This window comes from Allobosea sp. BK604, from assembly GCF_004341515.1.
Taxonomy (GTDB): Bacteria; Pseudomonadota; Alphaproteobacteria; order Rhizobiales; family Beijerinckiaceae; genus Allobosea.
The window spans coordinates 252,429-277,984 of the sequence record NZ_SLZF01000006.1 but is presented as its reverse complement, the minus strand read 5'-3'; the positions used below and the strand labels follow the sequence as shown (position 1 = coordinate 277,984).

General features: G+C 66.2%; 25 protein-coding genes and 1 tRNA gene. 13 read left to right on the top strand and 13 right to left on the bottom strand.

Annotated elements, in window-relative coordinates:
- The first annotated feature begins 212 nt into the window (after nucleotides 1-212).
- Together EV560_RS19970 and EV560_RS19965 are read left to right on the top strand one after the other, a co-directional pair.
- Nucleotides 213-1,310, top strand: coding sequence for a TRAP transporter substrate-binding protein (locus tag EV560_RS19970; protein WP_131857551.1), 1,098 nt, complete (start codon nucleotides 213-215; stop codon nucleotides 1,308-1,310).
- 159 nt (nucleotides 1,311-1,469) lie between these two features.
- Entirely contained in the window at nucleotides 1,470-1,880 is a 411-nt protein-coding gene (locus EV560_RS19965; RefSeq protein ID WP_131857550.1) for a porin, read from the top strand.
- A 113-nt stretch (nucleotides 1,881-1,993) separates the two neighbouring features.
- Here EV560_RS19965 and EV560_RS19960 read toward each other — a convergent pair whose 3' ends face one another.
- The 3 genes from EV560_RS19960 to solA are packed head-to-tail and all read right to left on the bottom strand — an operon-like array spanning nucleotide 1,994 to nucleotide 5,250.
- Entirely contained in the window at nucleotides 1,994-3,184 is a 1,191-nt protein-coding gene (locus tag EV560_RS19960) for a multidrug effflux MFS transporter (protein ID WP_131857549.1), read from the bottom strand.
- A complete protein-coding gene (locus EV560_RS19955; protein ID WP_131857548.1) occupies nucleotides 3,181-4,083 on the bottom strand; it encodes a DMT family transporter in 903 nt (300 codons plus the stop codon). The genes EV560_RS19960 and EV560_RS19955 overlap by 4 nt, the downstream gene beginning before the upstream one ends.
- A 27-nt stretch (nucleotides 4,084-4,110) precedes the next feature.
- Nucleotides 4,111-5,250, bottom strand: coding sequence for an N-methyl-L-tryptophan oxidase (solA, locus tag EV560_RS19950; RefSeq protein ID WP_131857547.1), 1,140 nt, complete (start codon nucleotides 5,248-5,250; stop codon nucleotides 4,111-4,113).
- A 191-nt stretch (nucleotides 5,251-5,441) separates the two neighbouring features.
- Here solA and EV560_RS19945 point away from each other — a divergent pair, with 191 nt between their 5' ends.
- Complete coding sequence (locus tag EV560_RS19945) at nucleotides 5,442-7,223, top strand: methyl-accepting chemotaxis protein (protein ID WP_131857546.1); 1,782 nt, start codon at nucleotides 5,442-5,444, stop codon at nucleotides 7,221-7,223.
- Nucleotides 7,224-7,371: 148 nt separating this feature from the next.
- Here EV560_RS19945 and EV560_RS19940 read toward each other — a convergent pair whose 3' ends face one another.
- Entirely contained in the window at nucleotides 7,372-8,757 is a 1,386-nt protein-coding gene (locus EV560_RS19940) for an FAD-binding oxidoreductase (RefSeq protein WP_131857545.1), read from the bottom strand.
- A gap of 396 nt (nucleotides 8,758-9,153) precedes the next feature.
- Here EV560_RS19940 and EV560_RS19935 point away from each other — a divergent pair, with 396 nt between their 5' ends.
- Both EV560_RS19935 and EV560_RS19930 read left to right on the top strand, forming a co-directional pair.
- Nucleotides 9,154-10,134 (top strand): ABC transporter substrate-binding protein, encoded by a 981-nt coding sequence (locus EV560_RS19935; RefSeq protein WP_131857779.1) that lies wholly within the window; start codon nucleotides 9,154-9,156, stop codon nucleotides 10,132-10,134.
- Nucleotides 10,135-10,148: 14 nt separating this feature from the next.
- Complete coding sequence (locus EV560_RS19930) at nucleotides 10,149-11,903, top strand: cache domain-containing protein (RefSeq protein WP_248312139.1); 1,755 nt, start codon at nucleotides 10,149-10,151, stop codon at nucleotides 11,901-11,903.
- Nucleotides 11,904-12,013: 110 nt separating this feature from the next.
- Here EV560_RS19930 and moaA read toward each other — a convergent pair whose 3' ends face one another.
- Entirely contained in the window at nucleotides 12,014-13,015 is a 1,002-nt protein-coding gene (gene moaA / locus EV560_RS19925; protein ID WP_131857543.1) for a GTP 3',8-cyclase MoaA, read from the bottom strand.
- Between the two features lie 178 nt (nucleotides 13,016-13,193).
- Between moaA and EV560_RS19920 the strand changes: the two genes are divergently transcribed.
- A complete protein-coding gene (locus EV560_RS19920; protein WP_131857542.1) occupies nucleotides 13,194-13,565 on the top strand; it encodes a gamma-butyrobetaine hydroxylase family protein in 372 nt (123 codons plus the stop codon).
- A gap of 23 nt (nucleotides 13,566-13,588) precedes the next feature.
- Here the strand turns inward: EV560_RS19920 and EV560_RS19915 are convergent, their stop codons facing one another.
- A complete protein-coding gene (locus tag EV560_RS19915; protein WP_207908071.1) occupies nucleotides 13,589-15,349 on the bottom strand; it encodes an adenylate/guanylate cyclase domain-containing protein in 1,761 nt (586 codons plus the stop codon).
- Nucleotides 15,350-15,553: 204 nt separating this feature from the next.
- The gene (locus EV560_RS19910) at nucleotides 15,554-16,384 is read right to left on the bottom strand and encodes an SDR family oxidoreductase (RefSeq protein WP_131857540.1); all 831 of its coding nucleotides are present in this window, start codon (nucleotides 16,382-16,384) and stop codon (nucleotides 15,554-15,556) included.
- Between the two features lie 90 nt (nucleotides 16,385-16,474).
- Between EV560_RS19910 and EV560_RS19905 the strand changes: the two genes are divergently transcribed.
- Nucleotides 16,475-17,449, top strand: a complete 975-nt coding sequence (locus EV560_RS19905; RefSeq protein ID WP_131857539.1) for an AraC family transcriptional regulator — start codon at nucleotides 16,475-16,477, stop codon at nucleotides 17,447-17,449.
- A gap of 8 nt (nucleotides 17,450-17,457) precedes the next feature.
- Here the strand turns inward: EV560_RS19905 and EV560_RS19900 are convergent, their stop codons facing one another.
- A complete protein-coding gene (locus EV560_RS19900; RefSeq protein ID WP_131857538.1) occupies nucleotides 17,458-17,775 on the bottom strand; it encodes an ArsR/SmtB family transcription factor in 318 nt (105 codons plus the stop codon).
- A gap of 95 nt (nucleotides 17,776-17,870) precedes the next feature.
- Between EV560_RS19900 and EV560_RS19895 the strand changes: the two genes are divergently transcribed.
- Nucleotides 17,871-18,623, top strand: coding sequence for an SDR family NAD(P)-dependent oxidoreductase (locus EV560_RS19895; RefSeq protein ID WP_131857537.1), 753 nt, complete (start codon nucleotides 17,871-17,873; stop codon nucleotides 18,621-18,623).
- Between the two features lie 117 nt (nucleotides 18,624-18,740).
- Here the strand turns inward: EV560_RS19895 and EV560_RS19890 are convergent, their stop codons facing one another.
- From EV560_RS19890 to EV560_RS19880, 3 genes are all read right to left on the bottom strand, one after another.
- Entirely contained in the window at nucleotides 18,741-19,322 is a 582-nt protein-coding gene (locus EV560_RS19890; protein WP_131857536.1) for a L,D-transpeptidase, read from the bottom strand.
- A gap of 188 nt (nucleotides 19,323-19,510) precedes the next feature.
- Nucleotides 19,511-20,431, bottom strand: a complete 921-nt coding sequence (locus EV560_RS19885; RefSeq protein ID WP_248312138.1) for a transglycosylase SLT domain-containing protein — start codon at nucleotides 20,429-20,431, stop codon at nucleotides 19,511-19,513.
- A gap of 374 nt (nucleotides 20,432-20,805) precedes the next feature.
- Nucleotides 20,806-21,243 carry a hypothetical protein gene (locus EV560_RS19880; RefSeq protein ID WP_131857535.1) on the bottom strand — a complete coding sequence of 146 codons (438 nt, stop codon included), beginning with the start codon at nucleotides 21,241-21,243 and terminating at the stop codon, nucleotides 20,806-20,808.
- A 188-nt stretch (nucleotides 21,244-21,431) separates the two neighbouring features.
- Between EV560_RS19880 and EV560_RS19875 the strand changes: the two genes are divergently transcribed.
- Together EV560_RS19875 and EV560_RS19870 are read left to right on the top strand one after the other, a co-directional pair.
- Complete coding sequence (locus EV560_RS19875; protein ID WP_131857534.1) at nucleotides 21,432-21,890, top strand: excisionase family DNA-binding protein; 459 nt, start codon at nucleotides 21,432-21,434, stop codon at nucleotides 21,888-21,890.
- Between the two features lie 3 nt (nucleotides 21,891-21,893).
- A complete protein-coding gene (locus EV560_RS19870; RefSeq protein WP_131857533.1) occupies nucleotides 21,894-22,484 on the top strand; it encodes a PIN domain-containing protein in 591 nt (196 codons plus the stop codon).
- 115 nt (nucleotides 22,485-22,599) lie between these two features.
- Here EV560_RS19870 and EV560_RS19865 read toward each other — a convergent pair.
- Nucleotides 22,600-22,674: transfer RNA gene (locus EV560_RS19865), tRNA-Val, on the bottom strand.
- An 85-nt stretch (nucleotides 22,675-22,759) separates the two neighbouring features.
- Nucleotides 22,760-23,449, bottom strand: coding sequence for a phosphoglycolate phosphatase (gene gph / locus EV560_RS19860; protein ID WP_131857532.1), 690 nt, complete (start codon nucleotides 23,447-23,449; stop codon nucleotides 22,760-22,762).
- A 146-nt stretch (nucleotides 23,450-23,595) separates the two neighbouring features.
- On the opposite strand from gph, the gene EV560_RS19855 reads away from it, so the two are divergent.
- The 3 genes from EV560_RS19855 (at nucleotide 23,596) to EV560_RS19845 (ending at nucleotide 25,527) form a co-directional block, all read left to right on the top strand.
- Nucleotides 23,596-23,979, top strand: coding sequence for a hypothetical protein (locus EV560_RS19855; protein WP_131857531.1), 384 nt, complete (start codon nucleotides 23,596-23,598; stop codon nucleotides 23,977-23,979).
- A 130-nt stretch (nucleotides 23,980-24,109) separates the two neighbouring features.
- Complete coding sequence (rpiA, locus tag EV560_RS19850; protein ID WP_131857530.1) at nucleotides 24,110-24,811, top strand: ribose-5-phosphate isomerase RpiA; 702 nt, start codon at nucleotides 24,110-24,112, stop codon at nucleotides 24,809-24,811.
- Nucleotides 24,812-24,990: 179 nt separating this feature from the next.
- Entirely contained in the window at nucleotides 24,991-25,527 is a 537-nt protein-coding gene (locus EV560_RS19845) for a DUF2059 domain-containing protein (RefSeq protein ID WP_165923553.1), read from the top strand.
- Nucleotides 25,528-25,556 lie beyond the last annotated feature (29 nt).

Sequence of the window (25,556 nt, the reverse complement as noted above, 5' to 3'; positions counted from 1 at the left end):
GCGAGCCGGGCTTTTTTCTTTTTTGCCGGCCGTCGGCCTGGATACGCGCAAAATTGCCTCGCCGGCTAAGCCTTAAGTCTTAAAACTTGCGAATTTTGCATAGGTGCCATGCATTTTCTCTTGCGTGGCGTGAAAGACCTGCTTTGCTTGCGAGCGGGGAGGCGCAAAGCCGGATCAACCGGCGCGCCATCAGCTCTGGGAGGGGCTGTCCAATGAAGCGTCGTCAATTCTTGAAGGTGGCCGGCACAGGTGCCGCTGCCGCGGGGATCATTGCGAGCCCGGCCATCGCGCAAAGCTATCCGGAGGTGAAGTGGCGCGTCACCTCTTCTTTCCCGAAATCGCTCGACACGATCTACGGCGCCTCGGAAGTGCTCTCCAAGGCCGTCTCCGAAGCGACCGACGGCAAGTTCCAGATCCAGGTCTTCGCTGCCGGCGAGATCGTGCCGGCGCTGCAGGCTTCGGACGCGGTCACCAACGGCACCGTCGAGATGTGCCACACCGCGTCCTATTACTATGTCGGCAAGGATCCGACCTTCGCATTCGGCACGGCTGTGCCGTTCGGCCTCAATACCCGCCAGCAGAACGCCTGGTTCTACCATGGCGGCGGCATGGACCTGCTCAACGAATTCTACAAGAAGCATAACATCTACGCGCTTCCCGGCGGCAATACCGGCTGCCAGATGGGCGGCTGGTTCCGCAAGGAGATCAAGACGGCCGCCGATCTCCAGGGCGTCAAGATGCGTATCGGCGGCTTCGCCGGCCAGGTGATGAGCAAGCTCGGCGTCGTGCCGCAGCAGATCGGCGGCGGCGACATCTATCCGGCGCTGGAAAAGGGCACGATCGACGCTGCCGAATGGGTCGGGCCGGCCGATGACGAGAAGCTCGGCTTCAACAAGGTCGCGCCCTATTACTATTATCCCGGCTGGTGGGAGGGCGGTGCGGCGCTGCACTTCTTCATCAACACGGCGAAATGGGAAGGGCTGCCGAAGGTCTACAAGTCGATCCTGACCACGGCTGCCGGCCTCGCCAATGTCGACATGACCGCGAAATACGATGCCCGCAACCCGGCGGCGTTGAAGCGTCTCGTCGGCGGCGGCGCGCAGCTGCGCCCATTCTCGCAGGAGATCCTGGAGGCCTGCCTGAAATCATCGAGGGAGGTCTATGCCGAGACCAGCGCCAAGAACCCCGACTTCAAGAAGATCTACGAGGCGATGTCGGCCTTCCGCGGCGACGAATATCTCTGGTTCCAGATCGCCGAATATTCCTTCGACAATTTCCTGATCCGCGCTCGCGCGGCCAATCAGCTCTGAAAAGAGCGATCGCCGGGTTCCGGCCAACTCGAAAACCCCGGCCGCAAGGCCGGGGTTTTTCATGGGCGATCACATTGCTGCGGCCATCGCTTTGCCGTGCTTGTGATTTAGCGGCATGATGACGATGTGCCGAACTGCTTCGACATGAGGATGTCCCCGATGCCGCGCTTCGCCCTCTGCCTGCTCGCCACGCTTGCCGTCGCCGCGCCCGCAGCCGCGCAGTCGATCGGCGAGCCCATTCCGGGCCGTGGCGGCGAGCCGACCGCGAAGAGCCGGCTTCCCTCTGCCAAGGCCCATGCGCCCGCGCGCGCCTGCCCGGAATACGGGCCGGGCTTCGTCAAGGTCGAGGGCTCGACGCTCTGCGTGCGCGCCGGCGGTCAGGTGCGGGCCGAGTTCGGCAAGCGCTCCTACAGCACGCGTGGCTCGTCCTACGGCTCCGCCGCCCGGGCTGACGGCTATGTCGAGGCCCGCGGCAATACCGGGCTTGGCGAGATGCGCGCCGTCTTCGTCGGCGGGGGCGAGGTCGGCAAGCTCAACCGCGATCGCTACGAGGGCGGCTTCTATCGCTAGAGCATTTTCGAGCGAAGTGGATACCGGTTCGCGTAAAGAAAATGCGTTAAAACAAAAGGTTAGAGAATTTTAGCGATTCGTGGAAGCGCGGAAATGCTCTGACAGGGCCCGGATCAGCCGCCGCGCTTGAACCTGTTGAAGCGCAGGCAATAAAGGCCGGCCCCGGTCATCGCCCACATCATCAGGATCAGCGCCTGCGGCCATAGCGTCACCAGCCGGCTGATGATCACGGTCGCGAGCGCGCTCAGGCCGAGCTGGATCGCGCCCATCAATCCCGCGGCCGAGCCGGCGAGCTCGGGCTTGGCCGAGAGCGCGGCGGCGGTCGAGCCGGGAATGGTCAGGCCATTGCCGAGCGCGCTGAAGGCGAGCGGTACGAACAGCGTCAGCGGCGTCCACCAAGGGCTGAACGAGAACGCGATCCCGGCGCTCATTGCCGCGAAGGAGATGATCAGCCCGATCCGCACCATGCGCGCCGTGCCGTAGCGCACGACCCGCCGCGACATGAAGAAGTTGCCGAGCATGTAGCCCAGGGCGTTCAGGACGAAATAGGCGCCGTAGACATCCGAGCCGCGGCCCATCACCTCGACGACGATATAGGGCGCCGCCGCGACGAACGCGAAGAAGGCGCCGGAGGTCATCGTCACCGACACGACGTTGACGAGGAAGCCGCGATCTCCGATCAGCGCCGGAAAGGCGCGGAAGATGCCGAAGAGCGACGTCCGGATCCCGACGCTCGGCGCCGTCTCCGGCAGCTTGAACGTGGCGAGCAGCAGCACGGCCGTGCCGAAGCAGGTCATCGTCCAGAAGATCGCGCGCCAGCCGAACCAGGTCTCGATATGGCCGCCGAGATAGGGCGAGATCATCGGCGCCACGACCATGACCATGGTGACGCTGGCGATCTGGCTCGCCGCCTGGTCCTTGCTCGCCGTGTCCCTGATGATGGCGCGCGCCAGCGCGAAGGCGATGCCCGAGCCGGCGCCCTCCAGCACGCGTGCGGTCAGAAGCACGGCTGTGGATTGCGACAGCGCGCCGAGCAACGAGCCGAGCACGAAGACCACGATGCCGAGCGTGACGCAGGGACGCCGGCCGAACCGGTCCGAGAGCGGGCCGATGATGAGCTGGGTCAGCGCCACCGCGACGAGGAACAGCGTCAGCGTGAGCTGGATCGTCGCGTAGCTCGCGCCGAAGGCGCGCGCGAGCGCCGGTGTCGCGGGCGCCAGCAGGTTGAGCGCGATCGGCTGCAGGGTCGAGATCGCGACCAGCACCAGCAGCGTCGGCCTGGCCGCTGCCGCCTTGGCGGTCATGGTGTCGGGCCGCTTTCGAGCTTGAGCTTGGAATCCGGCCGCACGCGCGCCCGGTGCAGTGTGTAGAGCCCGCTGCCGACGATCAGCGCGATGCCGAACGCGGCCGAGGGGGCAGGGATGTCGCCCCAGACCAGGTAGCCGATCAGCACGGCGATGACGACGACGGAATAGCGATAGCCCGAGACGATGCCGACATCGGTGTCGCGGAAGGCGATGACGATCAGGAGGCTGCCAAGCGTGACCAGCACCGCCGCGACCGCGAGATAGGCGGTCTCGACCCGCCAGGCCGGCTGCCAGCTCTCGAACAGGCCGACGCCGAGCGAGGTCGCGGCGACGATGACAGTGGTCGTCAGCGAGACCACGGTGGAGGGCACGTCGCTGCCGATCTTGCGGGTCATCAGGTCGCGCGCCGCGACCAGAACGGCGCTGATCAGGGCGAGGATGGCGGCTGCGTTGAAGCTTTCCGGCGCCGGCCTGATCACGATCAGCACGCCGACGAAGCCGACCACCAGCGCCGCCGCCCGGCGCCAGCCGACGCGCTCGATCTTCAGCACGACTGCGATCACGACGATGATCAGCGGAGACGCCATCAGGATCGCGGTGATGTCGCCGAGCGGCAGCCCGGCCAGCGCCCAGATGAAGGTCAGCGCCACCATGGCCTCGATCACGCCGCGCAGCAGCACGATCGGCTTCAGCGCCATGCCGATCTTGCGCGCCTCGCCGAAGATGAAGACCAGGGCGAGGCCGGCGCTGATGGCGAAGATCGCCCTGAGTGCGATCGCCTGGCCCGCGGGATAGACCTCGCGCGCGAGCTTCATCAGCGTGTCGTTGCCGACGAAGAGCGTCATCGCGATCAGCATCGCGATGATTCCGCGGCGGTTCTGGGCTGCGCTGGCCAAGACGGCGTCCTGTCGGGAGATCTCGGCTCAGGCCGCGGGGCGGCCGAGCGAGAAGGGAGAAAGATCGAAGGCCGATCGGCCGCTGGTCGAGAGATCGGCGAGGATTTCGCCGATGGCGCTGGCGAATTTGAAGCCATGGCCCGAGCAGCACGAGGCGAAGACGGCCTGCGGCACGCCGGGCACCGCATCGATCACGAAATCTTCGTCCGGCGAGACGGTATAGACGCAACCCTTCAGCGTCAGCGGGTCGCCGGCGGCATCGGGCAGGTAGCGCGCGAGGCATTCCCGGATCATGGCGACCTGCCGCGGGCTCGGTGTGCGGTCGGGCTCGCGCGGGTCCATCGGCTCGCGGGCGAAATGCGGTCCGCCGAGCTTGAAGCCTGGATGCTCGTAGAGCGGGAAGCCGTAGAAACTGCCTTCTTCGACCGTGAGGATGAAGACCGGGAAGGCGTCTTGCCGGAACAGCTCGGGCTTGCGCGTGGCGAACCAGCCGATCGCCTGGCGCACCGTCCTGAGCTTCGGCGCGAGCGCCGGCACGGCGTCGGTGATCCAGCCGCCGGAGGTGATGACGAGGCGTCCGGCCGAATAGGTGCCGCGCTCGGTGCGCACGGTCACGCCGCCATCGGCGGTCGGCGCCCAGTCGAGCAGCGGCTCGCTGGTGCGGATCTCGCCGCCGCGCGCCTGCGCCAACCCGACATGGGCGTAGATCGCCTTCTCGGAGGCGACGAAGCCGCCATCCGGCTGCCAGAGCCCGAGATGCCCGGCCGGCAGATGGAAGGCTGGAAAGCGCCGGGCGATCTCCTTGCCATCAAGCACGTCATGGGCCAGCCCGTGATCGAGGCAGGATTTCAGCGAGGATTCGACCATGCCAGCACCCTCTGGCGCGAGGTCGAGGGAGCCGGTGACGTGCAGCAGCTGCATTCCGGCCTCAGTGCCTGTCTGCGCCCAGAGCTCATGCGCGCGCCGGACGATCGGCACGTAATGCGAGCCCTCGAAATAGGCGAGGCGGATGATCCGGTTGAGCCCGTGCGAGGAGCCCATCGCATGGCCGAGGTCGAAGCGCTCCAGGCCGAGCACCTTCAGCCCGCGTCGGGCGAGGTGCCAGCAGGCGGCCGAGCCCATGGCGCCGACGCCGGCGACGATCACGTCATAGCTCTGGCTCGTCATGGCGGGACCTTGCGCAGGGAGCGGGGAAATTCAGCCGGCAAGCGGGCCGGACCGAGCTTTAGAGCATGATCCGCGGAGTTGCGAAGCGCTTTTAGTAGCAGGGCTCCATGCCATCAGGCCTGACCTTAGGTGAGGCTTTCTTAACGTTATGAAAGGATAAACGCTGGGTTCTTTGCTGAGCGGGATTACTGATGCTTCGCGACAGGCTCCGGCGCTGGTTGGGCGGCCGAAACCGCGCCATACCCACGGGGCCGCATGTGCTGGCCGATTCCGCGCGTCTTCCGGCTTTGAGCTATGACGAGAGCGATCCGCAGGATACCGAGATCTCGATTCGCGAGGCGGTCGGCGCCCTCGAACAGGATGTCGTCGCCGCCCTGCGCCGGCTGACCGGGCGCCTCTACCAGGCCGAGCACACCTCGAGCCAGGCCGAGGACGGCTCGATCGGCATCCACAAGCGCACCGGCGATCTCAGGCAGGCGGCCGAGACCGCGAGCATCAATTCGAGCGCGCTCGCGACCGCGACCCAGCAGGTCTCCGACGCAGCCGAACAGGTCGGCAGCTCGATGAACGGCGCCCGCGACATGCTCGAGGCCGCGGCGACGCGGGCCGGCGAGGCGACCCAGATGATGACCGGCCTCGCCATCGCCACGGTCGAGATCCGCTCCATCGTCGATTCGATTGCCGAGATCGCCCGCCAGACCAACCTGCTTGCGCTCAACGCGACGATCGAGGCCTCGCGCGCCGGTGAATCCGGCCGTGGCTTCGGCGTCGTGGCGCAGGAGGTCAAGGCGCTCTCGATCGAGGTGCGCGAGGCGGTGGACTCGATCCGCAGCCGCGTCGACCGCCTGGCCCAGACCGCGCAGGGCTCGGCCGGCATCGTCAACGACGCGCTGCAGATGGTCCGGGACGTCAACCCGGTCATCGCCGCGATCGGCAGCGCCGCGCATGAGCAGGCGGCCGCCGCGGCCGAGCTCTCGCGCAGCGCCGACGAGACCGCCCGCTTCATCGACACGGTCTCGCGCCAGGTCGGCGAGATCGACGAGATGGCGCTCGCCGCCGCCGCGCGCAGCGCCGAGGCGCGCGGCGCGATGTCGGATGGCGCGCGCCAGGCGGAAAGCCTGCTCGGGCGCTTCGTGCCGCTGCTGCGCCATACCGCCTTCGCCGATCGCCGCCAGCATGACCGGTTCCCGGCCGAATATCCGGTCCAGGCTCGCTTCGGCTCGGTCAGCTTCTCCTCGCAGACCGTCGATCTCGGACTGGGCGGCGCGCTGCTCGCCGGCCAGGGCACGCCGAAGGTGCAGCCCGGCCTCTCCGGCTCGATCACCATTGCCGACCTGCCGCCGCTCGCCTGCCGCCTGATGGCGAAGAGCGAGCTCGGGCTGCATGTCGCCTTCGATGCGATGGCCGTCGGCGAGCATGAGCCGCTGCGCCGGCTGCTCGGCGAGATCGAGCAGTCCTATCGCCCGCTGATCGACCGCGCCCAGCAGTTCGCCGCCCGCGTCGCCCGGCTGTTCGAGCAGGCGCTGCACGAGGGCAAGGTCAGCGAGTCCGACCTCTTCGATATCGACTATCAGCCGATCGCCGGCACCGACCCGCAGCAATTCAACCATCGCGCCCTGCCGGCGCTGGAGGCGCTGCTGCCGCCGATCCTGGCCGAGACCCTGGGCAGCGATCCGCGCCTCGTCTTCGCGGTGCCGATCGACCGCAGCGGCTATATCCCGGTGCACAACACCGCCTTCGCCCAGAAGCAGCGCCCGGGCGAGACGGTCTGGAACACGGCCCATAGCCGTAACCGCCGCATTTTCGACGACCGCGCCGGCGTGATGGCGGCGCGCTCGATCAGGACTTTCCTGGTCCAGTCCTATCACCGCGACATGGGCGGCGGCGTCACCCATGTCATGCGCGAGGTCGACGCACCCTTGCGCATCAACGGCCGGCACTGGGGCGGCGTGCGCATGGCCTACAGGATGTGAGCGCGCCGCCTGTGCCACGTTCGCGTCCGGAAGGGCGCGCGGCGGTCTGGAGCACTTTCGCGCATCTCCGAAGCGCGGAAGCGCTCCAATCCTTTACTTTAACGCATTTTCTTCACGCGAACCGGTATCCACTTCGCCCGAAAATGCTCTATGCGTGCATCGGCCGGATGTTCTGGTTGATCCGGAAGAAATTGTCCGGGTCGTATTTCGCCTTCAGCGCGATGAGCCGCTCGTAATTGTCGCCATAGGTGGCCTGCAGCCGGCTGTCGTCGCCATCCTCCATCATGAAGTTCACATAGCAGCCCTTGGCCGAATAGGGATGCACCGCCTCCCAATAGACCTTGGTCCAGCGCGTGATCTCGCCGGCCTTCTGCGGATTGGGGTCGATGCCGGCGATCACCATCGACCAGGTCGCGTCGCGCGTGTTCCAGGCGGTCTCGCTCTTGCCGATGCGACGGACGGCGCCGTCGATCGGGTAGAGATGCATCAGGCAGAGCGCGCTCGGCACCTCCTGCGCCTGCGCAACATGCGCGTCGATCGCCTGGTCGCTGAGTTCCTTCACGAAGTCGCCGCGCCAGTACCATTGCATCCCTTTCGGGAAGAACGGATCGAACATCGATTGCAGCGCCGGGAAGGGCATCTCGCCCATCCAGTTGAACAGCGGCTCCGGCAGCTCGCTCAGCAACTCGGCCATCACCGCCTGTCCGCGCGCGGTCGGGCCGTTATAGCAGGCGATGATGGCGCAGGCCCGCTTGCCCTGATGCTCGGCCGGGAAGGGGTCGACCGGCGGAACCGTCTTCAGCCCGACGAAGGCGCCGAGCTCCTCCGGCGCGCCGGGCAGGAAGTCGCGATAGGTCTTCATCACCCGCTTCGCGTCCTTGATGTCCCAGAAGACCGGCCCGGCATAGACCATGTTCACCGGATGGGCCTGGAACAGGAAGCTGGTGACGATGCCGAAATTGCCGCCGCCGCCGCGCAGGCCCCAGTAGAGATCGGGATTCTCCGAGGCGCTGGCCGTGACGATGCGGCCATCGGCGAGCACGACATCGGCCTCGAGCAGGTTGTCGATGGTCAGGCCGTATTTGCGGGTCAGGTAGCCGGTGCCGCCGCCCAGCGTGAGCCCGGCGATGCCGGTGCTCGAGACGATGCCGGCCGGCACGGCGAGGCCATAGGCGTGGCTGGCGTGGTCGACATCGCCCTGCGTGCAGCCGGCGCCGGCGCGCACGGTGCGCGCGGCAGGATCGACGCGCACGCCCTTCATCAGCGAAAGGTCGATCATCAGCCCGTCATCGACGCTGCCGAGGCCGGGGCCATTATGGCCGCCGGCGCGGATCGCGACGCGCAGGTCGTTGTCATGGGCGAATTTCACGGCGGTGACGACATCGGCGACATCGGCGCAACGCGCGATCACCTTGGGGCTCTTGTCGATCATGCCATTGTAGAGGCTGCGCACCGTGTCGTATTCGGCATCCATCCGGGTGAGCACAGGGCCGCGCATCTGGCTGCTGAAGGTCTCGGTCGCCATGGCATCCATGATTTCCTCCTCTTCCGGGCGGTGGCAATGCTGCGCGTGGAAGACTGCTCCCGGGCGAGGGGGCGCAGCAAGGACGCTTTCATGGTCGAATATCGACCCAGGCCAAGTTGGTGGATGCAACTTTGCCTTGCGGCTGACGTAAAGCCGCGCGCCCAAACTGCGTGACCAAAAGCACAGTAGCGGAGGGTCGACCGTCGGAGGACTGTAACCGATCTGCTCGCTCAGTTGTCACGTTCAGGCCTGTATTGTTCGATGGCCACTTATGCTCACTACACCGCTATGCTGCGGCCGATGAATTGCGCTAGCATCGGGCGGTTCAAGCTAAAATGATGTTGGTCGGAAGGAGAGACGGCCTTGCCTTTGCTGCCCTCGACCTATGCCGAAGCGGTCGACCGGATGAGGCGGCGCGATTTCATCGCGTTGCTTGGCGCCGCTGCGGTCTGGACGGTCCCGGCACGCTCGCAGCCCGCGGCGATGCCGGTTATCGGCTATCTCGGCTCGGAATCTCCGGGCCCTTATGCCAGCCGCCTCAAGGCCTTCCGCGAAGGCCTGGCCGAGACCGGCTATGTCGAGGGGCGCAATGTCTCGGTCGAATATCGCTGGGCGGAGGGGCGCTACCGTGAGCTGCCGGCGCTCGCCAAGGACCTGGTCAATCGCAATGTGACGGTGATCGTCGCGCCCGGCGGCGCCGAGGTCGCGCTCGCGGCCAAGGCGGCGAGCGCGACGCTCCCGATCGTCTTCGAGCTCGGGGGCGATCCCGTTGCGCTCGGCCTGGTCGGCAGCCTGTCCCGGCCGGGCGGCAACCTCACCGGCGTGTCGAGCCTGAGCGTCGAGGTCTCGCGCAAGCGGCTGGAATTCATGAACGAGCTGCGGCGGGGCACCAATGTCTTCGCCTTTGCCCTCAATCCGACCAGCCCGACCTCGGCCTCACAGCTGAAGAACCTCCAGGCCGCGGCGGACAGCCTCGGACTGGAGCTGGTCGCCCTGAAAGCCAGCGACGAGAAGGAGTTCGAGGGCATGTTCGCCGCCGTGCGCGAAATGCGGGCGGCCGGGCTCGTCTTCAGTTCCGACCCCTATTTCGCCTATCGCAGCGACCAGCTCGCCGCGCTGGCGGTGAAACATGGTGTTCCCGCGATCACGCAATCGCGCGATTTCCCGATCGCGGGCGGGCTGATGAGCTATGGCGGCGATTTCGGCCAGTCGCATCGACACACCGGCGTCTATGCTGGCCGCATCCTCAAGGGCGAGAAACCGTCGGAACTGCCGGTGCAGCGCGTCACCAAGGTCGAGCTCTTCATCAATCTCAAGGCCGCCAATGCCCTCGGCATCGCCTTTCCGCCCTCGCTTCTGAGCAGCGCCGACGGGGTGATCGAATGACAGGCCGGCGGGCCGTGGCACGTACCGATCCGGTGTCCGACCCGCCATCCGCCCCGCGCACCTCGCTCTTCAAGAAGTATTTTCGCGCGCTCTTCGCCGCGGTGGCGCTGCCGCTGCTGATCGCCAGCGCCAGCGAGACCTGGTTCGGCTATCACGACCAGCGCGCCAGGCTGAACGATCGTCTCGACGCCGAGGCCCGGCTGGCGGCCGTCAAGATCCAGGATTTCATCGAAGGCATCCGCGAGCAGCTCGGCTGGACCGTGCAACTGCCCTGGACCGAGAATATCGACGACAGGCAAAGGCTCGATGCCTTGCGCCTGCTCCGCCAGGTTCCGGCCGTCGCCAGCCTCACCCTCGTCGACGCCACCGGCAAGGAGCGCCTGTTCGTCTCGCGCATCGGCCTGAACCGGATCGAGGGGGGTGACGATTATTCCACGAAACCCGCCTTCCTCGGAGCGAGGTCGGAGCGCGCCTGGTTCGGTCCGGTCACCTTCCAGGGCGGTTCGGAACCCTTCATGACGGTCGCGGTCGCCGGCAATCGCTCGGCGGTCGGCGTCGCCATCGCCGAGATCAATCTCAAGTTCATCTGGGAGGTGATCTCGGCCATCCGCGTCGGACGCACCGGCGAGGCCTTCGTGCTCGACGGGCCCGGGCGTCTCGTCGCCCATCCCGATATCAGCCTCGTGCTGCGGGCCGAGGAGGCCGCGCAGCAGCCGCTCGAGGGCCTGCGCGACGCCATTATCGAGCGCGCCGGTCAGTCCGCCACCGGTCGCGACACCACGCGGACGACGGTCGTGGCCGCGATGGCGCAGATTCCCGGCCTCGATTGGAGCGTCATCGTCAAGCAGCCTCTCAGCGAGGCGTTCCAGCCGATCTATGCCGCGCTCTGGCGCACCGGCGGGCTGCTGATTGCCGGCACGGCGCTGGCCGCGCTGCTCGCCTACTGGCTGGCGCAACGCATGACCGGGCCGATCCGCCTGCTCGAAGACGGCGTCGCACGGATCGGTGCGGGGCAGTTCGACCACCGCATCAACCTCGCGACCGGCGACGAGTTCGAGCGGCTCGCCACCCGCTTCAACGAGATGGCGGGCGAGCTCGCGATCTCGCAGGAGCGTTCGGAGCGCATCAGCCGGCTCAGGCGCTTTCTCGCGCCGCAGGTGGCCGAGCTGGTCGATCGCACGGGCGATGACAGCGTGCTCGACGGCCGGCGTGTCGAGGTGGTCGTGGTGTTCTGCGACCTGCGTGGCTTCACCGCCTTCTCGGCCCAGTCCGAGCCCGAGACCGTCATGGCCGTATTGGGCGAGTATTTTGGCGCGCTTGAAAAAGTGGTCAGCGCGCATGAGGCGACGCTGCTGAGCTTCACCGGCGACGGGGCGATGGTGCTCGTCAATGCGCCGGTCTCCTGCCCGGACCCGGCCATGCGCGCCGTCACGATGGCGAGCGACATGCAGATGAGCGTGCAGAAGCTCCTCGTCGGCTGGCGCGCGCTCGGCCACCGGCTCGGCTTCGGCGTCGGGCTTGCGATGGGACCTGCCACCGTCGGCCGGATCGGCTCCGAAGGCCGCCTCGACTACGCCGCGATCGGCAATGTCACCAACCTCGCAGCGCGCCTATGCGCCAGCGCCGACGATTCCGAAATCCTGATCGATCGCTCCGCGGCCAGCGCGGTCGGCTCGGCCGTGCCGCTCGTCGAGCTCGATGCCAGGCTCCTGAAGGGCTTCAACCAGCCGGTCCCGGTCTTCGCCGTCGTCATCGGGGTCGGGCAATAGAGCATTTTCGAGCGAAGTGGGCACCGGTTCGCGTGAAGAAAATGCTTCAACGAAGGGGAGCATTTTCGAGCGAAGTGGCCCGCGGATCGCGTGAAAAAATGCGTGCGAACTCAGCCCCCGGTCACGCTCATGTGCCGTCCGACCGCGGGGCGGGCATGGCGGCGGTCGATGACGAAATCATGCCCTTTCGGCTTGCGCGAGATCGCCTCGTCCATGGCGCGGTAGAGCAGGGCGTCGTCGCCCGACGCACGCACGGCCGCGCGCAGATCGGCGGCATCCTCCTGGCCCAGGCACATATAGAGCGTGCCGGTGCAGGTCAGGCGGACGCGGTTGCAGCTCTCGCAGAAATTATGCGTCATCGGCGTGATGAAGCCGAGCAGCCCGCCGGTCTCGCGTACCCGGACATAGCGCGCCGGGCCGCCGGTGCGATACGGGTCGTCGTCGAGCGTGTACTTGTCCATCAGCCGGGCGCGGACGATCGAGAGCGGCAGGAACTGGTCGATCCGGCCGGGCTCGATCTCGCCGAGCGGCATCACCTCGATCAGGGTCAGGTCCATGCCGAGCCCGTGCGCCCAGCTCATGAGCCGCTCGATCTCGTCCTCGTTGACGCCTTTCAGCGCCACCGCGTTGATCTTGACCCGCAGGCCCGCCTTCTGCGCCGCCTCGATGCCGCGCAGCACCTTGGCGAGGTCGCCCCAGCGCGTGATCTTGCGGAATTTCTCGGGGTCGAGCGTGTCGAGCGAGACATTGATCCGGCGCACGCCGCTGGCGGCGAGCTCGCTGGCATAGCGCTCGAGCTGCGAGCCGTTGGTGGTCAGCGTCAGCTCGTCGAGCGCGCCCGAGGCGAGATGCCGCGAGAGCGAGCGGAACAGGTTCATGATGTCGCGCCGGACCAGCGGCTCGCCGCCGGTGATGCGCAGCTTGCGGGTGCCGCGCGCGACGAAGGCCGTGGCGACGCGGTCGACCTCCTCCAGCGTCAGCAGGTCGCGCTTGGGCAGGAAGGTCATGTCCTCGGACATGCAGTAGACGCAGCGGAAATCGCAGCGATCCGTCACCGAAATGCGCAAATAGGAGATTTCCCGACCGAACGGATCGATCAGGGGGGCACGCATCAAGGGCTTTTGAGGGTCGAGAAGCACGTCTGGTTTCGTCTCTGCCGCGTTTCCACCATCTGCTGCTCGCACGTGCGTGGTGGCAACAGCATTGCTATATCGTGCCCAAGACATTGGCATCGCCACGCGCGACGTCAATAGCGGCAATCGTCACATCCCTTTGGCGGAAAACACGAAGATGTCAGCAGCCTGGCCGACCGAAATCCGTCTTTCCAAGGACAAGCGCACCTTGCACGTCGCGTTCGAGGACGGCGCGAGCTACGCGCTCTCCGCCGAATTGCTAAGGGTCGAAAGCCCCTCGGCCGAGGTCCAGGGCCACAGCCCGACGCAGAAGCAGACCGTGCCCGGCAAGCGCGAGGTCGAGATCATCCGCGTCGAGCCCGTCGGTCATTACGCCGTCAAGCTCGCCTTCGACGACATGCACGATACCGGCATCTATGGCTGGGACTACCTGCGCGAACTCGGCGAACATGGCGAGGCGAAGATGCAGGCCTATCTCGACGCGCTGGCGGAGAAGGGGCTGTCCCGGGAGCGGGGCGGGCGGAGATAGGGCATTTTCGAGCGAAGCCGCCGTCACTCCGGTACCCCGGCCTTTTTCAGGCCTTCGACGAAGACGTCGCAATGCGCGAATTTCCCGAGATTCTGCCGGAGAACCGACAGGTGCAATGGCGGGCCGACGCGTGACCGCGCGGCGATGAACTCCTGCGCCTCCTCGATCAGCCCGAGATGGCCGCAGCAACTGATCAGCGTGTTGTAGTGCCCCGAATATTCGGCGAAGGCGGAGACCGACCTGCGCAGATGGGGCAGAGCCTCCGCGAAGCGCCGGGCGCCGAGCAGGGCGAGGCCATGGATCGCGGTATAGATCCCGGCGAAGCTGTCCGTCGGGCTCATGCGGATGGCCTTGCCGGTCTCGGTGACGGCGGCGTCATAATGTCCGGCCCGCAGCAGGGCCCAGCCATGGGCCGTGCGGCCCAGCGCGAAGCTGGGGTTGAGATCCAGTGCGGCCTGCAGTTCCGCCAGAGCCCGCTCGTGCTGGCCGGCGGTGCTCAGGCACAGGCCGAACGTCATCCGCGCCCAGGGATCGGCCGGATCGCATGACACCCCGTCCTGGGCGTGGCGGGCGGCCTGCGCGTAGCCCTCCCTGGTCTCCGGCACCCAGTAGCACAGCGTCGCCCACCAGATCGCCCAGCCGAGGAGGGCATGCGCCCGCGCATATCCGGGATCGACGGAGATGGCCTGGCGCAGCAGCGCCTGCGCCTCGTCGTTCTGTCGACGCCCGACCTTGTTGATCAGGCCCATGGCCCGCACGACGAGGCCCCAGGCATCGATGCTTCCCGGCGGCTTGCTCGCCGCCCGCGCGCCCTCTTCGGCGTAGAGATGAGGCTCGATCGTGGCGACGACGACATTGGTGATCTCGTCCTGGACGACGAAGACGTCGGTCAGGTCGCGGTCGTATTTCTCGGCCCAGAGATGCTTGCCCGTCCGGGCATCGATCAACTGGCCGACGATCCGGATGCGCTGCCCGGCTGCGCGCACGCTTCCCTCCAGCACGTAGCGGACGCCGAGTTCCTGGGCGACCTGCCGGACATCGATGGCCCGCCCCTTGTAGGAGAAGGTGGAATTGCGAGCGATCACGAAGAGCCAGCGCAGGCGCGAGAGCGCGGTGATGATGTCCTCGGTGATGCCATCCGCGAAATAGTCCTGCTCGGCGGCGCCGCTCAGATTCGTGAAAGGCAGCACTGCGATCGAGGGCGTGTCCGGCAGCGTCGGCGCCGGCGCGACGATCCCCGCCGCTGCAGGCTCGGCCGGATCGCGGACGCGATAGCACCGGATCGGGCGGTCGAGATTCTTGACCTTCTGGTCGCCAAGGTCGTCGAAGGCGATGTCCAGCGTGTTGCGGACATGCTCGTGCACATTGCCGGAGATGCAGATCCCGCCCGGCGGGGCCAGGGTCTGCATGCGGTTCGCGACATTGACGCCGCTGCCATAGAGGTCGTCGCCTTCGACGATGACGTCGCCGAGGCTGATGCCGATGCGCAGGGCGAGCCGCTGGCCCTCGGTGAGATCAGCATTATGGGCGGGCAGGGCGCGCTGGATCGCGATGGCGCTGGTGACGGCATCGACGGCGCTGGTGAACTCGATCAGGACGCCGTCCCCGGTCGTCTTGAAGATGCGGCCGCCATGCTGCTTCGCATTGCGCTGGAGCACATCGCGACGCATGGATTTAAGCCGCGCAAGCGTCCCTTCTTCGTCGGCATCCATCAAACGGGTGTAGCCGACAACGTCGGCAGCGACGATCGCGGCGAGACGGCGTAGCACACGTTCTTCGCCCATCGGCCAGATCATCTCTAGAGCATTTTCGAGCGAAGCGGATGCCGGTTCGCGTGAAGAAAATGCGCTGAAACAAGAGGATAGAGGATTTTCGCGGTTCGGAGAAACGCGGAAATGCTCCAGGACGGTAGTGGCAGTGCCCCAACCATACGCTTCGGCCGATGAAGCGTCCATCCGGCCGTCCGCCACCACGAAGCATTTCGCCCCCTACGCGGAAAGCCCGGAGCCGAACATCTCCCGCATCCTCTGCATGTAGCGCTCTTCCGAGGTCGACCAGCGCAACTGGGCCAGCAGCCTGGTGTCCGCGCCCGCCGGGTAGCGAATCGTCCGGCCGCTGTCGGTCGCGGCAAGTAAGACGGCTTCCGCGACCTCTTCCTCGGTGCAATAGGCCGTCGGATAGGTCGCCATCTTGCCGAAATAGGACTGAGCGAATGCGCCGTAATCCGCTGGAATCAGGCCTTGCATGCGCGAGGCGCCATTGGCGGTGAAGTTCGTCGTCGGAGCGTAACCCGGCTCGACCAGCCTGGTCTTGATGCCAAAGCCTTCCAGCTCATAGGAGAGCGATTCCGTGAAGCCCTCGACGGCGCATTTGCTGGCGGCATAGATCGCCACGAGCGGCATCACCCCGATGGTCGTGCTCGACGTGACGTTGATGATGTGGCCGCCACCCTGCTTGCGCATATGCGGGATGATGGCGCGGCAGGTCGCGAACACGCCGAACGTATTGGTCTCGAAGATCTCGCGGATGATGCTGTCCGGCGTCGCCTCGACGACCGAGGCCATGCCGATCCCGGCATTGTTCACGAGGACGTCGATCGCGCCGAAAGCGGCGATGCCGTCGGCGATGGCGGCATCGATGCTGGCCTGATCGGTCACGTCGAGCGGCAGCACTTTCAGCCGGTCCGCGGCGGCTCCGAACACGGTCCGGTCGGGCCGCCGCATGGTCGCCAGAACGTTCCAGCCGCGAGCGAGGAAAAGTTCTGCGGTCACCTTGCCATAGCCTGACGAGGTGCCGGTGATGAGGATCGTCTTGCCCATTGCTGTCTCCATTGGTCGTGCCTAACCAATAGACAGCTCGCCAAGACGGTCTATAATCGATGAGCCTATAAAAGTTATCGATCGTCCAGAATGGATCCTCTCAGCGACATCATCGCTCTGCTCCGTCCCCATGCAGCCCTGTCGAAGCCGATCACGGCGCGCGGCGCCTGGGGTGTTCGCTATGCGGCCTACGGACAGCCCGGTTTCGCGGTCGTCCTGGCGGGGCAGTGCTGGCTTGCCGTCGACCGGGCCGAGCCCGTGCGGCTGGAGCGAGGGGATTTCGTGCTGCTGCCCTCCACGCCGGCCTTCACCATGTTCAGCCGGCACGGCGTCGCTTGCGTCCCTGTCCGGCCGTCGGACAAGGCCGTCCGCCATGGCGAGCCCGAGGGGGAGCCCGATTTCGAGATGCTCGGCGGCGCTTTTCAGATCGAGCCGGTCAACGCGCCGCTTCTGCTGCCGCTGCTGCCCGACATGATCCACATTCGCCAGGCCGAAACCGGCACGAGCCGGATTTCCGGCATCGTCGATCTGATCATGGCCGAAAGTGCCGCCGACCGGCCCGGCCAGGACATGGTCCTGCAACGCCTACTTGAGGTGATGCTGATGGAGTGCCTGCGCTCGGCCGGCATCGGCAGCGGATCTCTGCCGACCGGGCTCCTGGCCGGACTGCAGGAACCGGGCCTGGGCAAGGTTCTGCGCGCGCTTCATTCCGACGTCCGGGCCGACTGGACGGTCGTCGCCCTGGCTGAGCTGGCCGGCATGTCGCGATCATCCTTCGCGGCCCGGTTTGCCGATGCCCTCGGCTGCGCTCCGATCGAATATCTGATGCGCTGGCGCATGGCCCTGGCGCAGGACGCGCTGAGCCGCGGCGTCAAATCGCTCGACCGCCTCGCAGAAGAGATCGGCTACGACTCCGCCAGCGCCTTCAGCACGGCATTTCGCAGGCGGACCGGCAGCTCGCCGCGCGCCTTTGCGCGGTCGCGCCGCGCCGGCGTCGAGGCCTCAGCGAGCCTGGCATCGGCGACAGGACAACAAGAGGGCTGGCGCGAGGCCAGTCGCTTCTAAAAACTTCGCTAGTCGTCCTTGGCGTGCTCCAGGATCGATTTCAGCAGTCCGGGAAATCGCGCCTCGATATCCGCATCGCGCACGGCGTTCCGATGCTCCACGCCCTGCTTCGTGGTGTGAATGAGCCCGGACTCGCGCAGCACGCGGAAATGGTTCGACAGCGTCGATTTCGCCATGTCCGGGCATGGCGCTGCGGCCGTGCAGGACATGCAGTCCTGCTGCCCGATCAAGCCCTTGACGATTTTCAGCCGCGTCGGATCGGCCAGCGCCGAGAGCACGCCGGCCAGCGTGATGTCCTGCGTCGCGGGGTGAACGAACTGAACCATGAAATAAAGATAGGCCGGCTCTTGAAGTGGTTCAATAGTTCATTATTTCCGAACTATCGAACTTTGAGGTTCGACCACGATCAAGGATCACGATCATGACCAAGACTCTCCAGGGCAAGGTGGCGCTGGTAACCGGCGCATCCAAGGGCATCGGGGCCGAAATCGCGCTTCAGCTCGCGGCGCAGGGCGCGGCCGTTGCCGTCAACTACGCCTCGAGCAAGAAGGGCGCCGACGATGTCGTCGCGAAGATTGCGGCGAATGGCGGCAAGGCGGTCGCCGTTCACGGCAATCTTTCCGATCCCAAGGATGCAAAATCCGTCGTTGCGGAAACCGTGAAGGCGCTGGGGCCGATCAATGTGCTCGTCAACAATGCCGGCATCTACGAATTCGCCCCGCTCGACGAGATCACGCCCGAGCACTTCCATAAGCATTTCGACCTGAACGTGCTCGGCCTGCTGCTGGTCTCCCAGGAGGCGGCGCGGCATTTCAGCGCCGATGGTGGCAGCATCATCAATATCTCGTCGGGCGTCTCCACCATCCAGCCGGCGAATACGGCCGTCTATACCGCCACCAAGGCCTCGGTCGACGCGATCACTACCGTGCTGGCCAAGGAACTGGCGCCGCGCAAGATCCGCGTCAATGCCGTCAATCCCGGCATGATCGCGACCGAGGGCGTCACCTCCGCGGGACTGGCCGAGGGCGAGATGCGCAGCTGGATCGAATCCGTCACGCCGATGGCCCGCATCGGCAAGGTCGAGGAGATCGCCTCGGTCGTCGCCTTCCTCGCCTCCGAGGGCGCGTCCTACGTCACCGGCGAGACGCTGCACGTGACGGGTGGCTTCCGCTGAGGGCAGCGTCGAACGGCCCCCGGCAGTGATGCCGGGGGCGCGCCGCAGTAAGAGCGGGGCCCCAAAGAAAAAGGCCGGCGTGAGCCGGCCTTTCCCTGATCCGAAAGATCGCGTCGCTCAGCGGGCGACGACGACGCGGGTGCCGACCTTGGCGCGCTCGTAGAGGTCGATCACGTCCTCGTTCAGCATGCGGATGCAGCCCGAGGAGACGGCCTGGCCGATCGTCTCCGGCTCGTTCGAGCCATGGATGCGATAGAGGGTCGAGCCGAGATACATGGCGCGGGCGCCGAGCGGGTTCTCAGGGCCGCCGGGCATGAAGCGCGGCAGGTCGGGGCGGCGCTTCAGCATCTGCGACGGCGGGGTCCAGCTCGGCCATTCGGCCTTGCGGGTGATGGTCTGGGCGCCGGCCCAGTCGAAGCCCGGGCGGCCGACGCCGACGCCGTAGCGCATCGCCTTGCCGTCGGGCAGGACGAAATACAGGCGGCGCTCGCTGGTGTTGATCACGATCGTGCCCGGACGCTGCGAGCTGTTATACGAGACGACCTCGCGCGGGATCGCAGTCGCCTGCGCCTTGCTGGGGTCGACATCGGCCATCAGCGGCTGGCGGGTCAGCGGGTCGATCTCGTAAGCGTGAGCAATTGAGACGGCAGCCATCGCGCCGAGGCCGGCGAGAAGGGCCATGCGGAAGAAGCGGTTCATCGGGACCTCTGGGGACGGCGGAAGTTCACGGACACGAAGCTGACCCCAAAAGGTCAACATCTCCTCACTTTCCTGTCAGAATCACGCATAGCGCGCAATCGTTCCGCCATCACATCGACGCGAGGGCTGAGGCTTTCGCGAACGCCCGTTGCGCGCCTGCAACATGGCTGGAACGGCTCTTCGCTCGCTCAGCTCTTGAGCACGACGCAGGCGCCGTTCTGGGCCTGGATGCGCCGGCAAAGCGCCGTCGCTTCGGCCCGGGTCGCGGCCGGCAGGCGCACCCGGTAGAAGGCGCGCGTCCCGCGGCTGCGCAGCCGGGTTCCGATCACCATTGGCAGCAGCTCGCCGACCACGGCGCGATGCCGCGCCGCCGCGCGCTGGAATGTGGCGAGCGCGCGCGCCTTCGAGAAATTGCCGGCGAGCTGCACGCCCCAGGGCGCGAAGGCCGCCTCGGCGACGCTGAGCGAGGGCCGGCTGCCGGCCCGCACGGCCGCGACGACGCTGCCGCAGCCCGACGCGGCCCCGTCCGGGGTCACCGGGCGCGGCGGCACCGGCAGGTCGCGCGCGTCGCGGCTGCTTTCCGCCCTGGCGTCCTCGGCCCATTGCTGCGCGCTCGCGCCGGTGATGGCGATGACGTAGTTCTCGGTCTCGTAGGGCAGGGGGCCGGTGCCGCCGCGCGCGAGCCAGCCGGCGACACGGTTCGGCCCTCCATTATAGCCTGCCGCCGCCAGCCCCCAATTGCCGAAGCGCTGGCGCAGCTCGGCCAGGAAATGCGCCGCCTTGGGCACGGCCTGTTCCGGATCGAACGGGTCGATCAGGCCGCGCTCGCGCGCCGTGCCGGGCATGAACTGCGCCACGCCCTGCGCCCCAGCCGGGCTGGTGACGCCGGGCCGGAAGCTCGATTCCTGGAAGATCAGGCGCGTCAGGAAGGCGGCCGGCACGCCATGCTCCTGCGCGGCGCCGTCGATCAGCCGGCAGAGCGCCTGATCGATGCCGGAGGAGGCCGGTTCCGGTGCGGCCGTGGCCTCGCCTCCGAGCAGGAGGCCGATCAGGCACAGGGCTGTCAGGGCTGGTTTGCGCGGCATCTGCAACGAAAGGGTGCGATGCATGAGACAGGCTGGCGCCGAGCGTTCGAGTCAACTGGAATCTTGGCCTGGTGATCCTCAATGCGCGTCCGGGCTGGTTCGCTGCGGCAATGCGACGAACGCTGCGCTGCCAGGGCCCTCATGCTGGAGCCATGCCTTTACCGCGGCTCTGGACCGGAAACACGGATCTTGCCGGAGATCATCGAGTGGCTTGAGCCACGCGGCTTCAGGCTGGTCGGCACCGGCGAGGGCGTGGGCCCGCCCTTCAGCGGGTTCGCAACTGTCTTGGCTTCCTGCTTGAAGTGGAAAAGGGCCCTGATGGCCTCTCTGACTTTCTCCAGACCCTCGACGGTCAGTCTGATCTTGGTGATCAGTTCCTCGAGGATCGTGGATGGCTCCTATGCTCGGGTGCACACTATGGTTGGTGTCAACCCATCACCATCGGTCCGGCATGCGACGGTCTTGCTGTTCGCGCTGCCGCTGCGGCGATCCTTCCCGGCCTCGGCGAGTTCCCTAACGTTGACGATCTCCGCCCGGGGCACGCGCAAGGCTGCTTGGATTTGCTCGATATAGTCGGCAGCGATCGCCCAGTTCGACGGGCGATAGAAGACGTAGAACGTGACGACCGTCTTCTCGTCGTTGAAGCCGAGCGACAGCGTTATGTCTTTGGAATGTGTCTGGTAAATGCAGCGCAATGTGTTGCATTCCACCACCCGAAGAGGCGGGCGGGATGAAGCGAACAGGGCATCTTGCGCGATGCTCAGCTCGACGCCGAAATCCACTGCCGCCGCCGCGCCTGCAGCCATCATCATCCCCGCAACCAAAATCGTCCGCATCTTCTCCTCCATGAGTGGATGATGCGATCCTGGCACGCGAGGCGCTAAGGGATTGTCAGCTTCGGTTTCCCAGGTGCGGGCGCCTGCAAGCGAACGTGATGCCGGGAACCGGCGCCCATCATGGTCCGTTTACACGTTGCGTTTATTTCGAATATCGCGTACTGATTGACGACAGCCGGAGAAACCCAATGACCATCCCAGCCTCTGCCGAGAAGATCGGCGGACGCTTGCCGTCCGCCAGTGAAAAGGCCGCTGCGAACCAGCTTCGCAAGGTGCTCGCGTCTCACGCCGCGGGCGACGCGAAGCTGCGTGTACTGGCGAAGGATGACCGCAAGCCATCTGAAGTGACGCTTACGCCCGGCCTATCCGCCTTGTTGATGGAGCTACTCAGACACATTGGCAAGGGCGATGCCGTCACCCTTGTACCAGTCAGCCAAATGCTAACGACGCAGCAGGCCGCTGACATCCTGAACGTCTCGCGTCCGCACTTGGTGTCCCTTCTTGAAAAGGGGGAGATCAAGTTCGAACTCGTTGGTCGTCATCGGCGCATCAGCGCCAACGACCTTTTCGCCTACAGGCACGCACGCGACGAGAAACGCAGCCGCGCTCTCGGGGAATTGGCCGAGATGGATGCGGATCTGATCTGATCCATGTTTGCAAACCGCTTCACAGCGTTCGTTGACGCATGCACGCTTGCCGGTGCGTTGAAGCGGAACCTCCTTCTGACACTGGCGGAAGCGGATTTCTTCCGCATCCGCTGGTCGCGCCCAGTACTTGACGAAACCGAGCGAGCAATCGCTGACATCTTGAGAAAAAAGGGGGTTGCCGACGCGGAAAGCAAGGCCGCGCGAGCAGTCATCTGCATGGCCGAGGCCTTCGAAGACGCTGAAGTCTCCGGCTTCGAACCCCTCCTTTCTGTATGCGAAGACCTTCCTGATCCAGGTGATGCTCACGTGATCGCAGCAGCGTTGAAGACGCAAGCGGCAGTTATCGTCACGGACAACATGAAGCATTTTCCGCCCGATCGGCTGCTCGCTCTGAATCTAGAAGCACGGAGTGCTGACGCATTCATAGCGGACACAATTGCCTTAGATCCGGGTCGAGCCGTCGCCGCCATCAGAACCATGCGCAAACGTCTCAAGCGGCCGGAGAAAACGGCGGAAATTATCCTGCTGGATATGGAGGCGTCGGGGCTTACAGAAACGGTCGACGTGCTGCGTCAACACATCGATTCGTTGTAGGACGGCGGCCGTCACCCCCTCGACCGTGCCACCCTCTCCATCGCCTTGGGCGCGCACGCTCATGCGCCGTTCTGCACGGTGGTGTGCTGTACGGTTCGCGAAAGCCTGGGAAATATGGTGGGCGGCACAGGGATCGAACCTGTGACCCCTCCCGTGTGAAGGGAGTGCTCTACCGCTGAGCTAGCCGCCCGGACCGGCGCCTCTCCTAGAGCATCGGGCCGGAAACTGTAAAGCGCTTTTGCGACACTCCCTTGTGGAGGCCGTGATTCGACGTGTCAGGACACAGCCGGCACGCGGTCCAGCATCTTGCGCACCGCGCCCGGCAGCTCGTCGAAATGCTGGATCACCAGATCGGGCGAAAGCGTCTCGATCGGCACGTCGGTATAGCCGAAGGGCACGCAGATCGAGGGGATGCCCGCGGCCTTCGCGGTTGCGATGTCGGTCCGCGAATCGCCGATCATCACGGCGCGAGCCGGATCGGCCTTGGCCTGCTCGATCACCCCCGTCAGGTGGCGCGGGTCCGGCTTGAAATAGGGGTAGCTGTCGCGCCCGGCCACCGCCGCGAAGCGGCTGCTGATGCCGAAATGGTCGAGGATCAGCCGCGTGTGCAGGATCGGCTTGTTGGTGCAGACCGCGAGCGTGAAGCCGTCCTGCGCGAGCGTGTCGAGCGCGTCGAGCACGCCGTCGAAGAGATAGCTGTTCGGCGCGACATTGTCGGCATAGATCAGCAGGAACTCCTCGAAGAGCCGCTCCAGCGTCTCGCTGTCGAGCGGCCGGCCGGAGACGCGGAAACCGCGTTCGATCAAAGCCCGCGCCCCGGCGCCGACCAGTTCGCGCGCCCGCTCCAGCGGCAGCGCCGCCAGCCCCTCCTGCGTCAGGATGGTGTTCAGCGTCGCCATGATGTCGGGGGCGGTTTCGGCCAGGGTGCCGTCGAGATCGAAGACGACGATGGGGGGCAGGCTCATCGGGCAGGCTCCAGGCTCCGGTTGGCGCGGCTGCTTAAAGGCGCTTCCCTCTCAATTGGCAAGTGTCTCACTCGGTATGCGCCGTGCCGTCAAAGCGTCAGCCATCGGTGCTAATCTAGCTTTGATTCGAGGTTAGGAATTCAGACGTGCCGATATCTCAGGACAGGCTCGCGCCGCTCGGGCGCTTCATCGCCGTGCTTGGTCTCTGCGCGGCTCCTGCCGCGGCGCAGGCCGGTGTTTTCGAGTTCGCGCCGGCGCCGCAGAACGATCTCAACCGGGTCTACCGCGTCGATCGCTCGACCGGCGAGGTCGGCGCCTGCCAGTTCCAGCTCAAGGAGGGCGGCGTCGGCATCACCATTTGCTTCCCGGCGGGCGAGGGGGCGGGGCCGCAGCCGGCCGGCGAATACGGGCTGATGCCGTCGCGGCACGAGCGCGAGGGCGGCATCTTCCGCGTCAACCAGCGCACCGGCGAGATGAGCATCTGCTACGTCTTCGACGACAAGGTGGTCTGCACACCGCAGTCGAAATAGGGGGCATCGGTGCCGCCTCGGCGCCTGCCGGCCCGGATGATCCGGGGATATCCTGTAGCGGCGCTTCTCGCGGCGCGGGCGCTTGTGCTAGCCGAAAGGGACGATCTTTTTCGCAAGGCATGAGGCGGCGATGAGCCCGGACGATCTCAAGAAGCTGGCGGCGGCGCGCGCGCTCGAGCTGGTGCGCCCGGGCATGCGGCTCGGCCTCGGCACGGGCTCGACCGCGAAGCATTTCGTCGATCTGCTCGGCGCGCGTGTCGCAGAAGGGCTCGAAGTGCTCTGTGTCGCCACCTCCGAGGCGACGCAGGCCCAGGCCGAAAGCCTGAACATCCCGATGTCGACGCTCGATGCGACGCCGGAGCTCGATCTGACGGTCGACGGCGCCGACGAGGTCGATCCGGTGCTTCGCCTGATCAAGGGCGGTGGCGCGGCGCTGCTGCGCGAGAAGATCGTCGCGGCGGCGTCGAAGCGCATGGTCGTCATTGCCGATGACAGCAAGCTCGTCGCCGAGCTCGGCCGCTTCCCGCTGCCGATCGAGGTGGTGCCCTTCGGGATCGAGGCGACGCGCCGCGCCGTCGCAGCCGCGATCACGGCCTGTGGCGCGGCCGGTGAGCTGAGCTTGCGCAAGCGCCCGGACGGCAGCACGCTCCTCACCGATGGCGGCCATTATATCCTTGATGCGCGCCTTGGCTGCATCGCCAAGCCGGAATTGCTGGCCAAGGCGCTCAATGCCGTCCCGGGCGTCGTCGAGCACGGCTTGTTTCTCGGCCTCGCCTCCTGCGCCATCCTGGCCAGCGGCGACGGGCTCAAGGTTCTAGGGACGATCGAATGATTCCATTCTGCCGGAAAGCACGCTAAGGAGGCCCGGCTCGGACAATCCGGGTCGATGGCACGAGCCACGCCGTTGAGACGTTACCGAAACAAGAGAGCGGCCAGCTCGCAGGTTCGCGACATCAGTCGCGGTCGCGTTCCGATCGCCAAACCCGCCGCATGATGAAGGGGCCTGATGCCATGATCCGACACCACCTCGCCGGCGCGGCCATTGGCCTGGCGCTCGTTTTCGCCATTCCCGCCCAGGCCCAGCTCCTCGCCCAGCCGCCGGCCCAGGCCCCGACCGCACAGCCGGATATTGCGCAGAGCCATCTGCTCGCCGCGCGGGATGTCCTCACGCTCACCGGCATCTCCGATTCGTTCGAGTCGATCTACGCCGAGTTCCAGAAGAGCGTCCGCCAGATGGTCCTCACCACGCGGCCCGAGCTGCAGAAGGACACCGACGAGGTGATCGCGTCCCTGAAGGTCGACGCCGAAAAGAAGCGCGAGGAGATCGTCGCGTCGGCTGCCTTCATCTTCGCGAAGCATATGACCGAGGCCGATCTCAAGGAGGTCGCCAACTTCTTCAAGTCGCCGGCCGGCCAGCGCTACAGCGCCGCACGGCCGAAGGCGCTCGACGAGATCTTCGCCCTGCTCCAGCCCTGGAGCGTCAACACCAGCAATTTCCTGTTCGATCGCTTCAGCGAGGAAATGCGCAAGCGCGGCCATCAGCTCTGAGCTGAACGGCGCCATCCGCTTGGTACGGA

What these genes read in the sequence shown, in the direction of transcription:
- EV560_RS19970 (WP_131857551.1), top strand. Translation starts at nt 213, where the DNA reads ATGAAGCGTCGTCAATTCTTGAAGGTGGCCGGCACAGGTGCCGCTGCC.
- EV560_RS19965 (WP_131857550.1), top strand. Translation starts at nt 1,470, where the DNA reads ATGCCGCGCTTCGCCCTCTGCCTGCTCGCCACGCTTGCCGTCGCCGCG.
- EV560_RS19960 (WP_131857549.1), bottom strand. Translation starts at nt 3,184, where the DNA reads ATGACCGCCAAGGCGGCAGCGGCCAGGCCGACGCTGCTGGTGCTGGTC.
- solA (WP_131857547.1), bottom strand. Translation starts at nt 5,250, where the DNA reads ATGACGAGCCAGAGCTATGACGTGATCGTCGCCGGCGTCGGCGCCATG.
- EV560_RS19945 (WP_131857546.1), top strand. Translation starts at nt 5,442, where the DNA reads ATGCTTCGCGACAGGCTCCGGCGCTGGTTGGGCGGCCGAAACCGCGCC.
- EV560_RS19940 (WP_131857545.1), bottom strand. Translation starts at nt 8,757, where the DNA reads ATGGATGCCATGGCGACCGAGACCTTCAGCAGCCAGATGCGCGGCCCT.
- EV560_RS19935 (WP_131857779.1), top strand. Translation starts at nt 9,154, where the DNA reads ATGAGGCGGCGCGATTTCATCGCGTTGCTTGGCGCCGCTGCGGTCTGG.
- moaA (WP_131857543.1), bottom strand. Translation starts at nt 13,015, where the DNA reads ATGCGTGCCCCCCTGATCGATCCGTTCGGTCGGGAAATCTCCTATTTG.
- EV560_RS19920 (WP_131857542.1), top strand. Translation starts at nt 13,194, where the DNA reads ATGTCAGCAGCCTGGCCGACCGAAATCCGTCTTTCCAAGGACAAGCGC.
- EV560_RS19915 (WP_207908071.1), bottom strand. Translation starts at nt 15,349, where the DNA reads ATGGGCGAAGAACGTGTGCTACGCCGTCTCGCCGCGATCGTCGCTGCC.
- EV560_RS19910 (WP_131857540.1), bottom strand. Translation starts at nt 16,384, where the DNA reads ATGGGCAAGACGATCCTCATCACCGGCACCTCGTCAGGCTATGGCAAG.
- EV560_RS19905 (WP_131857539.1), top strand. Translation starts at nt 16,475, where the DNA reads ATGGATCCTCTCAGCGACATCATCGCTCTGCTCCGTCCCCATGCAGCC.
- EV560_RS19900 (WP_131857538.1), bottom strand. Translation starts at nt 17,775, where the DNA reads ATGGTTCAGTTCGTTCACCCCGCGACGCAGGACATCACGCTGGCCGGC.
- EV560_RS19895 (WP_131857537.1), top strand. Translation starts at nt 17,871, where the DNA reads ATGACCAAGACTCTCCAGGGCAAGGTGGCGCTGGTAACCGGCGCATCC.
- EV560_RS19890 (WP_131857536.1), bottom strand. Translation starts at nt 19,322, where the DNA reads ATGAACCGCTTCTTCCGCATGGCCCTTCTCGCCGGCCTCGGCGCGATG.
- EV560_RS19885 (WP_248312138.1), bottom strand. Translation starts at nt 20,431, where the DNA reads ATGCATCGCACCCTTTCGTTGCAGATGCCGCGCAAACCAGCCCTGACA.
- EV560_RS19880 (WP_131857535.1), bottom strand. Translation starts at nt 21,243, where the DNA reads ATGCGGACGATTTTGGTTGCGGGGATGATGATGGCTGCAGGCGCGGCG.
- EV560_RS19875 (WP_131857534.1), top strand. Translation starts at nt 21,432, where the DNA reads ATGACCATCCCAGCCTCTGCCGAGAAGATCGGCGGACGCTTGCCGTCC.
- EV560_RS19870 (WP_131857533.1), top strand. Translation starts at nt 21,894, where the DNA reads ATGTTTGCAAACCGCTTCACAGCGTTCGTTGACGCATGCACGCTTGCC.
- gph (WP_131857532.1), bottom strand. Translation starts at nt 23,449, where the DNA reads ATGAGCCTGCCCCCCATCGTCGTCTTCGATCTCGACGGCACCCTGGCC.
- rpiA (WP_131857530.1), top strand. Translation starts at nt 24,110, where the DNA reads ATGAGCCCGGACGATCTCAAGAAGCTGGCGGCGGCGCGCGCGCTCGAG.
- EV560_RS19845 (WP_165923553.1), top strand. Translation starts at nt 24,991, where the DNA reads ATGATCCGACACCACCTCGCCGGCGCGGCCATTGGCCTGGCGCTCGTT.